This window comes from Lysinibacillus sp. NPDC098008, from assembly GCF_044760715.1.
Classification (GTDB): Bacteria; Bacillota; Bacilli; order Bacillales_A; family Planococcaceae; genus Lysinibacillus.
The window spans coordinates 19,663-35,621 of the sequence record NZ_JBIWBA010000012.1; the positions used below are offsets into that span (position 1 = coordinate 19,663).

Below are 15,959 nucleotides of genomic sequence, written 5' to 3' on the forward strand. Positions count from 1 at the left end.
AAATAAAGTCAAAAAAGACCAAGCTTACAATAAAGAAGCCTGGTCTTTTTTGGTTTGTTTAAGGTTTAAGACATTGACAAGATTACATAGAATAGCTTATCACAGCGTTCTAAACAAATTCTAAACAATACACTATTCAGCAATGACATTTGTTATTTTTGAAAGCTGGGCAGCCTTTATTTTTTTCTCAGCTATCTTCGCTTCAGCCTTACTTTGAAACGCCTCTGTTTTCAACCTCCACTTACCGCTAATCTGCTCAATATATACACCCCAGCCAAAGCGATATGTCAATACATCATGTGCATTTTCAGCAGCCTGTCGCGTTTCATATGTACCTGTTACAACATAATATGGCTTTATATCTTCTAATACTTTTCTTTTTCGCACAGTTCCTACCGGTGCATTTTTGACCCATGAAATAAATTGCAACCAATTAACTTGCCCTTCTCGCATTTTTCTGGGACAATTTTTTCCGTTAAAGTAATGATGCTGAACTACATTCTCAATCGGAATATTTTCTTCCTTCATAATTCTAGCAACAACCTCAGCTGTATTATGAAGAGCTTGCAAATAGTTGCCATCCGAATTTACGCATATTGTAATTTGAATGCCTTGTAAATTTCCTTTAGCCGATCCTGCCCCTCCACAGGCATGGTCAAATTCGAATGACTGAACAGCCTCTTTATCGTCCACCGTTAAATGCCAACTAGCCTCTCGATTGATACCATTAAACTGTAAGCGAGCATAGGCGTCTGCATCGGCTCCTAATTTTTCATTATCTGTTTCATGAATAATAATATATTTCTTTGTATTTTGTTTACCATAAGTTACTTTAGCTGCCTGTGCTTCGGGAACTAAATATTGACGCCATACCACCATTGTATCCCATCCCCTCAAATCATCGTTGACATTTTTGCATTAAAAACATCCGCAATTCTTTACTATTTCTTAAGAAAAATACGTTACTTCTAGCTTACGTCAAAGGGCTAAACAAGTTCTGAACAAGCCTAATACAACAGAAAAATGACTAGGCATTGGAATACCTAGTCATTCTTGATACTTGTACGCTGTGTTTCTCACAATAATCATGTTTATACACTAACATACATAACCTCACCAACTTCTAAACAATTAATAACAAAACAGGCGAAGGGCTGCTCCTTGCCTGTTTTGTTTCTTACTTATTATGCTAGCTGCTCGTTACCATCCTCAGCGATATAATAAGAATGTGTAGTGGCTGCCTCTTCAATTTCTTTAAATGCCCAGTGCTAGAAGAGCAACCTCTACAAAATATCTACATTGATTATTGCTCAAAAATGTTCATTCTTACTTAACTGCTACATAAGCACTGGAATATAAAAAACAGGTAATGCTGCTTAACATTACCTGTTTTACTCATTAACTTTATCCATCTTGCCTTTTTTATAGGTACTGAAGTTGTGAAACTCAAACAAAGAAATTATAACCATTCTACCTATTCATTCAAAAAATGCATAAAAAAATTCTAGGCTATGCTAAAATTAATGTAACACCATATATTGGGCGAATTTCCGTTTCATCGACTATCTATCATAAAAATAGGGGGCATCTTATCATATGAAAAACAAAAAAAGATTGGCCTTGCTGTCTTTGGTTGCTGTTCCTTCACTTCTTTATAATGCACCAGCATTAGCAACTGAAGTGACAGAACATACAGCAGCAACTTACATAGCCAATAATTATTACAATGCGAATGTATCGAATACTATACAGCTTATTAACAATATTAATAATACAACAGCCACTTTCCAGACCAATTTAGAGGCAGCGTTAAAGGCTTATAATGCTTTAACAGAAATAGAAAAACAATATGTCACAAACTATTCCACATTGTCAGCACATCAGCAGACAAGAGGGGATTATCGTAGACTTGCTGCTCAAATTGAAGAAAAGCTAGCTTCTGTAGATTCTTCATCTATTAATTATTACTCCAATGTAATAGAAACAAGAGATTGGTATAACAGGTTGAATGCTGCACAAAAATCCTTTGTCAGTGAAGCTGCCAGAAAAATATTAACATCCTATATTGCACCAAACACAACTATCTCTAAGGTCGTTCATAAAATTCAGTTACTGAATTCATCTCGACTCTCATTTCATAAGGATGTAGCTGATGCTAGAGCTGAGCTGAATGCCCTGCGTAAGTTTTCCAATGCCTCTTTACCTACTGGCATTGAGCAATTGTTGCTAGATGCAGAGCAGCTTGTAGTAAAGGATAAGGCTGCGGCCAAGGAAGTAGAAAATGCCATTGCTGCTTTATCGCCAAAAACATCCACTGTGCAGGACGTACAAAAAGTAAAGACAGCCTTTGAAGCCTTAACACCTGTCCAGCAGCAACTTGTACCAAATGTTTGGACATTAGTAGATTTTGTCCAAGGAGAATATACATTGCCGACAAAGGAGAATATTCCAAAAATCCCTGAGTCATCAATTAGCGCAGCCGTTCCAGGTAAAATCACAGCAATGACTAAAAGCAAAAATACGTATAAAGCTAAAATTAATGTTTCAGCAGCTGAGGTGGATACAGAGCGTTTTATTTTAACAACGAAAAATAAAATGACCATTATTATTCCACCGCTCTACACACTTATTAATGAGGATGAGGGTGTGATGGATATTCAGGTAATGAAAAGAGGCAATCGTATTACACTTACAGCTACATTAAATAACAAGCCTGTAGAATTTGATGCCAATATGGAAATTATTATAGAGGGGCTACGACGAAATGCAATGATTACTCGTGTAAATGGTTCCGACGATTCAGCTCCATTTGAGTTTACAACGGATGGTCTGCGTCACTTTATTCAAACTCCTACTTCAGGTGCATTCCTAATTAAATACAACTAAACTGCATACATCTATTCTTAAACATATCGCTTCCCTATTTACTTGATAGGAAAGCGATATGTTTTTATTATTTATTGTTTATTAGTTTTTCAACCTGATCCAACAACATGCAGAGGATTGGCTAACACATTATAAAATCCGAGAAAAAATAATGTGTCCGCTGCAAACCGTTATAGAGATATTTGGAAAGCCCCCCTGCTGTACAAACCAACCATACTTATTTAGTCAGATGAGGGATGATATGTTACATAAAAACAGCAAGCATGACAGATATAATGACAACTCTAATATCATTAAAGGAGAACATCCTATTAACCGTCCCCTAACAATTAGCGTAAATGAAATGCTTAGGTGATAAGAATGTTTACACTCAATATACAAAGTTCAACGAGGAGGACCATGTTACTATTCTTTCTAGTATGCTTGGTTGAATTCCTCGGTTCTTATATACCTAGTAGCCTAAAAATTAAAAACCAAGTAGGTCTGTGTAAGCCTACTTGGTTTTGGGTATTTATGGTGTATCAAGGATAGGATTGCGGTAACCAACCTTTGCATAGAATTTATGGAAATTACCATATTTATCTTCTAAGACAATCGTTACATAGTCACCTGTGAAGAATTTAGCTGGGTGCGTAAATTCTACCGTAATACGTGCTACATTAGTTGCTACTGTTCCTGTTCCTTTTGCTAATGAACTATTTGTACCGTCATTAACTGTCTGAATAACTTGTGCTGCTGTTCGATTCTGAATAACAGATTCTGTTGTTCCTGCTGTATCAGATAGATAGTAGTATTTCAATAACTCACCATTCTCATAAATTTGTTCCTCTGCTCCTAACAAGTCAAATGTCGCTTGAACTTTTCTATGGTCATTAGTTGTATTCAAATCACTAAGCTGAATTTCCATAAATGTTGCATCCAGTGTACGGTATAGATATTGAGCAGCATTCACAAACCTATGTCCCTCATAGCCTTGAATAACAAAGTCTCTTACCTCTGTTGTATCATCATTCATTGTCACCGTAATTGTTTGATTTCCAGTATTCGGTGCTATCGGCTGAATAATAAGCTGACTGTCCCTTGTTGTATTCGTGCCTACTGTATAACGGACAGGTTCATATTGGTTCGTTACATCCACATCGTTGCCATTTGCATCTTTTGTAGTAATTGTTAGAATATCTGCTAAATCAAGAGCAACTGTATCTCCTGTTGTTACCAATTTAGATTTACCATCTGCCTCACGTATAATTGTTTCGCTAAATGTAATGGTAAAGGTATTATCACTATTACGGTAAATTAATCCAGGATAATCCCGATTATCCATTGGTGACCTCATACCGATTTTCGGTGGCGTACCATCTGAATAGAAATCTTGCTTCATTAAGCCCGCTGCTGTTCGATTATGGTCATTATAGTCACTATTTGCTCGGTAAATCGTAAAGTTACCGTATGTGTCTTCAGCTCCAACATACACAACATAGTCTGTATGAGGCTTTAATGTTACACCTCTTGCCTCTACTGTTCCAGAAAGACCGCTTCCTATTTTTTCAACGGATGGTCTACGTTTTAATTCAGCTTCTAAACGTTGTTCATTTGCTGGAACACTTAAGTTCGCATCTGGATTGTCAATCCAATTCCCATCTGCATCCTGAATTTTCTTTTCAACAAACCAGTAATGCACCTTTGCTGTTTCATTTGTTTCAAAGCTAATGGTTGCTTTTGTATCATTATTTTCCATTGGCTTAATTTCCAAGCCTCGGATAAGTGGTGCTTTCACATCATTAAATACTTCTCTTGGACCTGCAATTCGAGAAAGCTCACCACCACGATCTCTTAATATCATATAAACAGAGTAATTATTAAATGGATTTAAGGCATTTTGTGCTACAGATACAGGGAATCTTTGTGTAGCTGTTTCTAAATCGGCTGTACCTGTGCCGCTTGTCACATAAATATTCTCGCCATCTATTTGGAATTTATTTGATCTATCTGTACTACTAAATTCATTAATAAAATCACGCTCTGTAATTTCGTGATCTGTTAAGTATTGCTGTAATGTTTTTGTTTCACCATTATCTACCACTACATTCGGTAAAATCATATAGTAGTATGTTCCAGCCTTATTTGGTCTGAATTCAACCTCTGCTCGTCTAAATCCATCCGATTCATCAGCCCTATTGATAACATTTTCAATTGTTATAACAGGCATTACTGTGTCCGCATGCTTATATTCTGCATAGTTACGCACTGGGTCGCCCGGCTGTACAGTATTTATATTTTCAAATGCATTGTCTGCCAAGTCTTTCACATCAGGCAATACTGTTACACGCAATGTATCGCCATTAACAAACCCTGTGTCAGATGGAATTGTTAACAATACTCTTCGACTACCTGGCGTGTATTCAACAGCAGATGGTTTAATTCCTCTTTCTCCAGATACATTGACAATAACCGTACCTGTTAATAAATAATTATTAATATCATTAGCACTTTCTGGGTCTAGTGCCTCGCTTACAGTTAGCTCAAACTGATTATTGTTTCTTCTTACTAACTGACCTGCCTCTACATATGGATGAACAAGATCAAGCTCTGACGTTGTAAATTCTCGCGCGGCTGGAGGGTCTACTGATAAGTTGCCTGAAACATCCCTCATCACAACATATAGCTGATACGTTGTTTCAGCCTCTAAGCCTGTTAGCATTCCTTCAATACCTAACTCACCAGCTCTTGCATTGCCACTGCCTGTTGGGTTGGCAATAATATCTTCTGTTGTTGGGTCTGGTGCTGTTGTTTGTGGGCGTACATAGTAGTAGTAATCCCCAGGCTCGCTTGCTGTAAATCTAAATTCTGCACGTGTGCCTCCATGTAAAGGTGTTACTTGGAGTGATCTTACAACTGGCGGTGAGGCATCCTTCATTTGGAACGATTGTGACACAATATCCGACGCATTCTTCGCTCCATCTACAACTAAAATATAAATCTCATATTCTTTTTTCTCACCAAGATTGGAAACTCTAATCGTATTTGTACCGTTCACGGCCGCACCTGTGCCATGTGCTACATTTTGATTAGAAAGACGATCAATCATTTCTCGTCTTGTTGGTGCATCTGCATCCGCTTCACGCACAATATAGTAGTATGTGCCTACCTCATTTGAATTGAATCTCACTTCAATTTCACTGCCATTTAGTACTTCCAGCGCTGTAATGCTGACAGTAGGCTTTGTTTTATCATCAGGCTGCTGATTATCAATATCATCTTTATCAATCGGCTTGCCATCTGGGTCTGTAATACTCCCTACGTTATCTTTATCCTCAAGGAAGTCATCAAAGATATTGTTTGGTGTTTCATCTTTAGGAATAATAACTTTATCTATATATGTGTAGTCGCCAATATCAATCTTGCCATATTTATTATCAACATATAATGTACCAATCCGCCCATCAATATATAGCTCAAGGTCAGTAGAACTATTGTAATTAATCCAATCGATATTGCCTTCGCCATAAATTGTAAGCTTCGTTTTTGTATTAAGATTTAATGTACCAATATCGCCTTGAATCTCAAACTCTCGGACATTTCCAGTAATATCTATACGTGGTAGCTTTGTATCAGTTTCGATTTTCGTATTGGATTGTGATACGACTAAACGCGCAACCGTGCTATTATAAAACACTAGATGCTTATCAACATTTTTCATTTCCTGCTTTTCTTTTGACCAGTTTACAAAAGGCGGATTATTATCTGGATTTGGCTTTGTCCAATTTTGCAAATCATTTGTTGAATTGTTAGTAGATGAATTCTCTTCCTCATTATCAGGATTAGACCAATTGATAAAGGAAGTATTTAAGCTTGCCACACGTCCTGTTGTTAATGACTGACTATATGGTGTACCTAGACGTAATGGCGGGCGTACTGTTTCATTAACAAACATTGTCCCTGTTAGTGTAATATTTGAAAATTCGATATAGTTACCATTTACAACGATAGTTGCTCCAAGGGAACCATAGTCACCATCCAGTTCAAGGAAATCCGAGCTTGTGCCACTTGCATTTAATGTTAATTTTGACACGGAGCGAAGTCTTTTTCCTGAAAGCTCCCCCTCAATAAGTGCGCCTTTTAAAACAGCCGCATTATCTTCGTTGAAAATATGCGTAAGGCTGTCTGAAACTGTATAGGCATCTCCATTGATATAAATAGCATCATCATCAACTTTGGTAATTTTAAAAGATGTTTCATTACTCTTTTTCTCTTGTGCACCAACAACAAAAGATGCAAATTGTCCACGTGTTACAGGCTCAAATGGAGCAAATGTAACAGGTGTTGTTCCCTCCGTAATATCCAAATCAATTAATGTTTGAATATAAACAGCATTGCTAGAGTTGCTATCAACATCTTTGAATATATGATTATACGTAGGAGATACCTCTAAATTAAAGGCTAATACGATAATTTTAGCTAGCTCACCACGTGTCATAACTTCATTTGGCATAAATGTGCCATTTGAATAACCAGACATAATACCTGCATCTTGTAATGCTGCAACAGCTCGATAATATTCGCTGCTTTTAGGTACGTCCTTATAGTAAGGATCCTGCACATTTTTTGTATCTAATTTCAACGCAGCTACTAGCATTTTTGCTGCCTGCCCACGTGTTACATTCAAATCTGGTCGGAATGTGTTATCTGAAAAACCGTTAATAACACCTTGCGAATGTAATTTTAATATATCGTTATAATGATCTGAGTATTGGTCAATATCCTTAAAGGGTGATGTTGCCGCTTCCGCTTTGTGCGATGGAGGCACAACAACGGCAATTCCACTTGTAGCAAATACTGTAGCGATCAAGGCTTTATTTACTTTTTGGATTTTAGTTTTATCCATCTCACTCTTCCTTTCACTTATGTATCGTGATACGTACAAATATCATTTTTCCATACTCTTTATATCGACCAATAGCTAGCGAACCTTCATAGATAAATACAAGAAAATCAAATAAAGTGTAAATTCAAATAAACACAATAAAAAAGCCAAGAAGCATCGGTGCTTCTTGGCTTTCACGATATATAGGCATACATCTCGCTACACTTGCTATGTTGTAAGGGAAAGGGGGATAACCTTACATACCGTCAAGTCGAGCATAAGGTGTTGCCTGAGTTACATATCATTTGAACATGGCTTAGAAGTCATATGGCGGATGACTCAAAAATAGCTTGCCCAAATGAGGTTTACATTAATCATTTACCCCAAAATTTAGAGAAATAAGCTTTTTTTACGATAAATTTTTTAGCTCAGCCACCTTTACTTGATTGCGTCCAGCCTGCTTTGCACGGTATAATGCACCATCAGCAGCCTCTAATAATGCCTCAGCTGTTTGAGCCATTTCTGGGTAAACAGCAACACCTGCGGATAATGTTACAGGTCTGCCACATGGGCTATCTGTTTGAGCTAATCTTATCCGTAGCTGCTCTGCTATTTGTTCTGCCTCCTGTGCTGTTGTTTTTGGCAGAAGTATTATAAATTCTTCACCACCATAGCGACAGCAAACATCTCCCTCACGTACTACTGATTCCATATGTTTCGCTAAAAATTGCAATACTTTATCACCTACTGCATGACCATATGTATCATTCACATTTTTAAAGTGGTCTAAATCCAGCAAAATAATGGCATGTGGTATTTTCTTTGCTAGCCACTCCGCAAGCAAGGCATCCATCGTACGCCGATTCGTAACACCTGTTAGTGGATCAATTGTCGACTGATCTTTAAAAAATGTAATCTGTCCCTGTAAAAAAGATAAGCTCCGTATTAGCACACTCTTTAAAAAATTAGCCTCGTAATACCAACCATTTACTGATTCTAATCTTTCTATATTTTTTGTATTTAAGCTTTCCTCTGTTAATGTCGCTAATTGCTGTAGTGGATTGGCAATACGCGCGGCTGCCCAAAGTACAATAATAATCGAAATAATCATAAGCGGTATAGATTTTACAATAAACTCCTCCACGCGATCAAATGAAGGAGCTAGTGCTACCTGTAAAGGTCTTTGAGAAACAACTCCCCAGCCTGCAGAGGTTACTGAGCTGTAGCCAGCAAGCATTTTTACGCCTTTTGTATTCTCTACTAGTTGTTCACCATTTTTTCCAGCCATTACAGCTTGCACTACTTTATTTTTTGTCACAACATCATTAATACGCGTTGGGTCTTGGTGATAGATGATGCGTCCATCCGCATCCACTACATATACATAAGAGCCATCCTTGCTGTAATGTTCTCCTAGTAATGTTTTAAAAACATTTGGTTCCTTTAAATAAATGGAGCCTGCTACCATACCTAAATACTCATTAGATTCTGAGAAAATAGGATAGGACATAAAAATAATGAGACGTCCTGTGATCGCCTCATAGGGTTTAGAAATAGTTGGTGACTTTTTTGCTAACGCTTCTTTAGCACCGACAGATGTTAACACCTCTCCCTTAATATCAACTGACGGTGGTGATATAGCCAATACAAGCCCCTCCGCATCTGTAATGACTACAGAGTTGAACATTTGATTTTGCAATTTTAATCGATCTGTTTCCTGATATAATACTTGTTCATCATCCATCCTTGTACTTATTTGTTTGGCACTATAACCCAGTATTTGAAAGGCTTCATTGAGATAGTCATCTGCGGTTGATGCCAATTTCTGAGCATAAACCCGATTTGTTTCGAGTGCATTTTCCTTTATCGAATCAACATTCATTCTATATCCGCTCCAAATACTTCCAATGCATGTGAAGAAGAATGCTGCTAGCGCTACCCCCATAATTAAATGCTTTAATTTCAACCGATGCATGCGTACTAATTACCTCCTGTATTATTTTTCAAATGTATCTTAACAAAATGTCATTTATAACAAATAAAAACTTATTATTAGAAAAGTTGGAATTCTCCAACATGTATAATAGTTTACTACAAAGTAACATGCAATATATCCTTAAAATTGTATCAACCAAAAGGTACAAATCATATGGACATTTGCTAAACATTCATTAAAATATTTTAGAAAAAACTTTATGATCATTCTTCTATTTAAAAGCACTCATACAACTGAATTTTCAAAAAAATGTTTTTTATTTATTTGAATTTTGCTAAGGTGTCTAAATTCTAAATTTTTCTACTCTTTTTGCTATTCTGATATATAAAATTTAGATTGTTTATTTTATAATAAAAAATAACATAGGCAAGTTACGCAGCAATCTGTTATAATACTGATTAAATAAAAACTAACTGTATTATTACAGATTTAGCGATACATTTTTATAACAATGCACATGATGGGAAAAGCGCTACGCTGTCATCCTATGGATAGTCTGTAGCCTACACAAAAAGGGGTTGAAAGATTTGGGTATTTTAAAGGGGTTAAAAATTCTCGATTTTTCTGCATTACTACCAGGACCAATGGCAACAATGATATTTGCTGATTTAGGAGCGGATGTTATTCATGTTGAATCTTCAAAGCGTGTTGATTTAATGCGTATTATGCCTCCCTATGATAATGATCATGAGGCGTATATCCATCAACACTTAAATCGATCCAAAAAATCCATTACTTTAAATTTAAAATCACCAGAAGCGATAGAAATTGTAAACTCGCTTGTACAAGAGTATGACATTATTATTGAAGGTTTTCGACCAGGAGTTATGCAACGACTAGGAATCGGCTATGAAGCACTAAAAGAAATCAATCCAAAAGTTATTTATTGTGCAATTACAGGCTATGGACAAACAGGTCCATATAGCCACCGACCGGGACATGATAATAATTATCTATCATTATCAGGATTGCTAGATTATTCACGTCATAAGGATAAAAAACCTGTTTCCATGGGGCTTCAGCTAGCAGATATTGCAGGTGGCACAATGCATGCTGCCATCGGTGTGCTCGCGGCTGCACTTCATCGTGAAAAAACAGGTGAAGGTCAATTTGTTGATATTAGTATGACGGATGCTGTTTTTTCATTAAATGCCATGTATGGGGCTGCCTATATTGGTGGTGGGCGTGTACCACAGCCTGAGCAAGAAATTTTAAATGGTGGCAGCTACTATGATTTTTACAAAACAAAGGATGGTCGCTTTTTCTCTGTTGGTAGCTTAGAGCCTCAATTTCGAAAGCTACTCTGTGAAGCACTTGATATTCCTGAGCTCATTGATAATACTTTTAATGATTCCTACTATACACAAATTCGTTTTAAAGAGGCCGTACAGGATGCATTCTTGTCCAAGACATATGATGAATGGCTAGAGGTTTTTAATGAGGACTTTGAAGGGTGTGTAGAGCCTGTCCTGACATTTCCAGAGGCATGTGAGCATCCACAGTTCAAGGCTAGGGAAATGATCATAGATATTCCAAAGCACGATGGAACAACGCAAAAACAAATTGCTTCTCCCTTTAAATTTAGTAGCGCACGTCCTGAATATAAACATGTTGGTGCTAAGCTTGGTGAACATAATGAAGAAGTGCTACATGCTTTAGGCTATAATGACGAGCAAATTAAAGCTTTAACAGAAAAGGGCGTTTTAGAATAACATAGCAAAGGGCTATCGAAAAATCTCGATGACCCTTTTGCTATTCAACATATGCACTAATAAATAAACGAAGATTTTCAAAGTGATCATCAATCAGCAAATATTTTTTATAAATTTCCATTAATTTTTCAAAAAGCTCAAAATGCTCCGTAACAAACAATATACGTAAAATATTTAGCATATGTAATGATGCGCTTTGTGCAACAGCATAATAGGGTGCTTCCTTGTGACGATAATGTTGCCGCCATTCCTCCACAGATAAGCCAATATGTTGTAGCGAGTTATTCACATGTAAAGCAATATCCTGCTGCACATATGCCTCGATGGTAATAAATTGCTCTTTACTATAATTTTTTTGTACTAATGAAGCATGAATTTTTTTATTGGATGCTAATACATGCTCCTTTAACAGCAGTAAGCCATCTTCATAACGTCCCATTTTTATATAATGATCAAGTAATACTGCATATAGATTTTCTAAATAATTAAGCTGATAATTTTTAATAATAGCAGGTGGAGTTGGCTTACGATTCGGCAACAGCTCCTTATACTCCAATAATATTTCTACCGCATAATTATTTAAGCGCTCATCCTCTAATAAATACTCACCATAGCGTATAACAGCCGCACTTTGCTGTTCTTTATTTGCAATATGCAATAAAATATAAGCAATTAATACCTTTTCCTTCTCCGTTAATGCATACATCGAGTAGCGCCAATCCATTTCAAAAGAAGTAATTAACGCTTTCACCCTATCAAAATCCCCTTCTGTTAAGCAATAATGGGTTACAATTTGATACAGTCGTAGCTGTTTTTTCACTAAACAAGAGGGATTATGCTTATCCACATAGGTTATACACTTATCCAGTATCACTTTATAGTTATTCACAAAGTTATCCACATGTTCACAATTTTCTTTAATAGATTGCTCAAAATGACCCATTATTTCATAAAGAAATGTGAATTGTTCTAAAGGTCTGTGGATAAGTAGTGAATAAACTTTTTTTGCAAAAAGCCAATGCCAGAACGGTGCATCTTCTTGGTACATCATATGCACTAAATATTTATCCTGAAATTTATATAAAAACATCGTTTGTAGTTCATTCACTGGCATCGTTATTTGCAGGCGTTTCCCAAAAATAAGCCAAATCACTCGTTCTAAATCTATAGTATGCTGGGCAAAAAGCTGCTCAAAAAATGTTTCTTTTCCTTTTTGTGTATAAAAAAATGCATTAAGTCGTTCATTCACAAATTTTGCATCAAAGCCATATTGCTCAAACAATAATTGCATTTCTGTGGATATACGACCCCAATATTTACGTGCTGTGGAAAAGGCAATATTTTTAGCAGCTTCTTCATTTACTAAAAATAGCTGCGGTGAGAGTGAATGACCTAATATTTGAGGATTTTCCTGTAGACTAGGCGTTTCCTTTAGCCATGTAGCAAGTAATTTTTCTGCACCCTTTTGACTACTTTGTTTATATGCCATGAATAATTGTTCATCACAGTCCAACAACATACAATTGGAGCCTCCCATCAAATTTAACCAATACAAATAATGTTTATCTTTCTTCAATATAACAAATCTTTTCTAACATATGCGAAAAAATTATGATATACATAAGTTGCAAACAGAAAAAATCCATCCATAAAGTTAAGCACTTTATAGATGGAAAAGCTTTATTACCAAAATAGTGGATATTTTCTTGTATCTCGCAAATTATTAATTAACAGCCCAAAAAGCACGATAATAACAGCACCAATCAGTACAGGCATAATAAGATAGCCCCAGCTATAGCCGCCTAAAATAATAATAATGGGATTAGCACCTGCTGGCGGATGAATTGTACCTAAAAATGCCATAAAAAATATCGTTAATCCAACACCAAGGCTGATGGACAGCATATTTGATCCTAGTAAAGAATACATCGATAAACCAATAAATGCAGAAATAACATGACCGCCAATAATATTGCGTGGCTGAGATAATGGTGCATTCCAAACAACGAAAACAAGCACACAGCTCCCACCAAGCGATGCCATTAGCCATGGTGCATTTGTATAATTTGTTAGCCATAATAAAACAAAAATACATATTAAGCCGCCTAGTGCTCCTGTAAAAGCATCAGCGAAGTTTGTACGCGAAGGAGCTTGTCCTCCCCCTCGCATTTTTGCAATAAAAGGCTTTATAGTATTCTTTTTCTCTAGCTTGTGTTGTACATGAATAGATTCTGCCATTTGTCACCAACCTTACTATAAACATTCAATTTTTAAACTATTATACCAACACAGCTAGAGAATTCAATGTGATTTTTAAAATTCAGATAAATTTACTATACTTTAATTTTAATCGTATTGCTTTTTCACTGTCTTTAATATACGAACCTTTTTCAATATTGCTTTTGGCACTTGTAATGTTGCTGTTACAACACCTGGATGACGACCGATTTCAATAGAGCCTGTAATAGTTGTACGATTTAATACTTCAGGCTCGCTCATATCGAATAGCTTAGCGGCTCGCTGGATTGCATTATCCGTTGCCTCATTTAGCGTCTTCCCTGAGCCTACCACAGATACAGGAAATGCCTCCTCAACCTGTTTTACGCCAAATTCCTCTGCTAGTTCACGTGCACGGCGTTTTTCTTCTTTTGTAAAAGGTCTTGCTGTATAAGGTAAATCTTCTTCATTAGGCAATAAAATTGGTCCTTCTAATGGCACCTTTTTCAAGACACTCACCTGTAGCTGCACAATCCCAGCTACATCTGTTGTATGCCCTGCAATCTCACCATCCCCCTGCATAGCATGCATATCACCAATATAAACACCACCGCCGGGAACCTTTACTGGACAAATAATAGTTGCCCCCTCGCGAACTCTACTAATATCCATATGTCCGTCTGTACGATGTTTATCCAATTCTTCTTGTGTAAAGGCATATTCGTGTGGTGCACCAATTAAAGACGAGCCAAAATCTCCTGCATTATGAGAATCAGGCATTGCCTTTGAAGGCGTTGTGCCAAGCTGACCTAAAAATGGGCGCATTCTTGCCATCACACCGACTAAATCGCTAGGTGCTAATGTAACAACAGGGTTTTGTACCGAATTTTCAGGTGTTCTCATATAACCTTTCGCATCAAGAGCAATGCGTCGTGCTCCCTCTCGCCCAACAGTCACGCCAATATGTCCCTTATGGTCGAGTGCCATTGTATAGCCATTTGTCATTTTAAACGGTGCTGTTTCTGTATCACATGTAGCACAGCGAATTGCCTGTCTTCCAATACCTTTAATAACTGTGCTTGGATGCAGCCTACCACAGCCTGGGCATTTTACAGAAACAAATGGATCACCAATAAATCGCTCTATGATTGCCTCATCATGACCAGATGAGGTTGCCAATGATGTTACCTGTATAGATTTAATGCTAATAACAATAGCATCTCCTACCTCAGCACCTTCTACAAAAACAGGTTTTGTCACCTCATGTCCACCACGAATAGTTGGTGTTAGCATAGGCCCCCAGCATCCAGGTGTTGTATTAGCAATGATGGTTCCTCCATTTTTCACAGGTCCTAGCATTTGTTGCGAGGGGTCTAAAATACCGTTAATAAACTCATTTACAAACAATGTTTCCACAGCTTGTGGCTGATGAACAGCATTATCACCTTCTAGTTCTTCTTTTTCTAGTACATGCCACTCACTTGTCATTTTTCTTCACACTCCCCGTTTGAATTTTTATGTATAGAGCTATATGTTAAAAATGCTCCCTACAATATGCAGAGAGCTATTTTCATTAATTATTTATATATAAATTAAAAATATGTGCGAAATCTTCTTTGTTGTATTTACTTTTATGGTCAATCATCCAATCATTTGCAAAGCGCGTAACTTCCTTGAACGATGATGCTGGTGTAATATTGTTATTGCCAATGCGCCCAAGAGATGAAGATGCGATATTTAGGCTTCTTTCTGCTACCTCTAGCTTATAGGCATTTTGCTTTTGCTCATAGCTGATTGCATGCAATGCTTTATATAAATCTTTAATTTCGTCAATAAAGCGTTTATGAATATCAATGGATAATGGCGTATTGCCTATTGTAAACTTAATTTCGACATCAAGATCAATTGTTCCTGCTGTTTCGAGAAAAACATCTGTAATTGTGTACATTGAATAATCATAGCGACGTAGTAAGCGCTTTTTGCTCATTGCGCTTTCACCATCTACATGAATAATGGCGCGATTTGTAAAGCAATACTCATCTGCTTTTGTTTTAATTAAAAAATAAATTTTCTCATCAATTTCATGCAAAATAAAATCATCTGCATCTGTTTTATCATAATCCTCTTTTGGAACAACTACTCCAATATCTGAAAGTCCAAGTGCTTCTGCTGCCATTTTTTTAAACATCTTCATTCCTCCTAATTCATGATTACTCTTTGTACGCTTTTATATCACTAAAAGTTTCCTTTCTCAAGAAATTTTTTGATGATTTTTGGCTCAATC

At 36.7% G+C, this 15,959-nt stretch carries 9 protein-coding genes; 2 read left to right on the forward strand and 7 right to left on the reverse strand.

What is annotated here, in order from left to right; all coding sequences use genetic code 11:
- Positions 1–132: 132 nt before the first annotated feature.
- Entirely contained in the window at positions 133–879 is a 747-nt protein-coding gene (locus ACIQVU_RS11655; protein ID WP_340803953.1) for a peptidoglycan recognition protein family protein, read from the reverse strand.
- Positions 880–1,596: 717 nt separating this feature from the next.
- Here ACIQVU_RS11655 and ACIQVU_RS11660 point away from each other — a divergent pair.
- Positions 1,597–2,886, forward strand: coding sequence for a hypothetical protein (locus ACIQVU_RS11660; RefSeq protein WP_340803952.1), 1,290 nt, complete (start codon positions 1,597–1,599; stop codon positions 2,884–2,886).
- A gap of 511 nt (positions 2,887–3,397) precedes the next feature.
- Here ACIQVU_RS11660 and ACIQVU_RS11665 read toward each other — a convergent pair.
- Complete coding sequence (locus tag ACIQVU_RS11665) at positions 3,398–7,771, reverse strand: S-layer homology domain-containing protein (protein ID WP_340803951.1); 4,374 nt, start codon at positions 7,769–7,771, stop codon at positions 3,398–3,400.
- 388 nt (positions 7,772–8,159) lie between these two features.
- A complete protein-coding gene (locus tag ACIQVU_RS11670; protein WP_340803950.1) occupies positions 8,160–9,725 on the reverse strand; it encodes a sensor domain-containing diguanylate cyclase in 1,566 nt (521 codons plus the stop codon).
- 548 nt (positions 9,726–10,273) lie between these two features.
- Between ACIQVU_RS11670 and ACIQVU_RS11675 the strand changes: the two genes are divergently transcribed.
- Entirely contained in the window at positions 10,274–11,458 is a 1,185-nt protein-coding gene (locus ACIQVU_RS11675) for a CaiB/BaiF CoA transferase family protein (RefSeq protein ID WP_340803949.1), read from the forward strand.
- A 40-nt stretch (positions 11,459–11,498) separates the two neighbouring features.
- Here the strand turns inward: ACIQVU_RS11675 and ACIQVU_RS11680 are convergent, their stop codons facing one another.
- From ACIQVU_RS11680 to ACIQVU_RS11695, 4 genes are all read right to left on the reverse strand, one after another.
- Positions 11,499–12,977, reverse strand: a complete 1,479-nt coding sequence (locus ACIQVU_RS11680) for a hypothetical protein (RefSeq protein WP_340803948.1) — start codon at positions 12,975–12,977, stop codon at positions 11,499–11,501.
- A gap of 164 nt (positions 12,978–13,141) precedes the next feature.
- A complete protein-coding gene (locus ACIQVU_RS11685; protein WP_340803947.1) occupies positions 13,142–13,696 on the reverse strand; it encodes an HPP family protein in 555 nt (184 codons plus the stop codon).
- A gap of 108 nt (positions 13,697–13,804) precedes the next feature.
- On the reverse strand, positions 13,805–15,163 hold the full coding sequence (locus tag ACIQVU_RS11690) for an acetamidase/formamidase family protein (protein WP_340803945.1): 1,359 nt from the start codon (positions 15,161–15,163) through the stop codon (positions 13,805–13,807).
- Positions 15,164–15,248: 85 nt separating this feature from the next.
- Positions 15,249–15,863, reverse strand: a complete 615-nt coding sequence (locus tag ACIQVU_RS11695; protein ID WP_340803944.1) for a PH domain-containing protein — start codon at positions 15,861–15,863, stop codon at positions 15,249–15,251.
- Between the last annotated feature and the right edge of the window lie 96 nt (positions 15,864–15,959).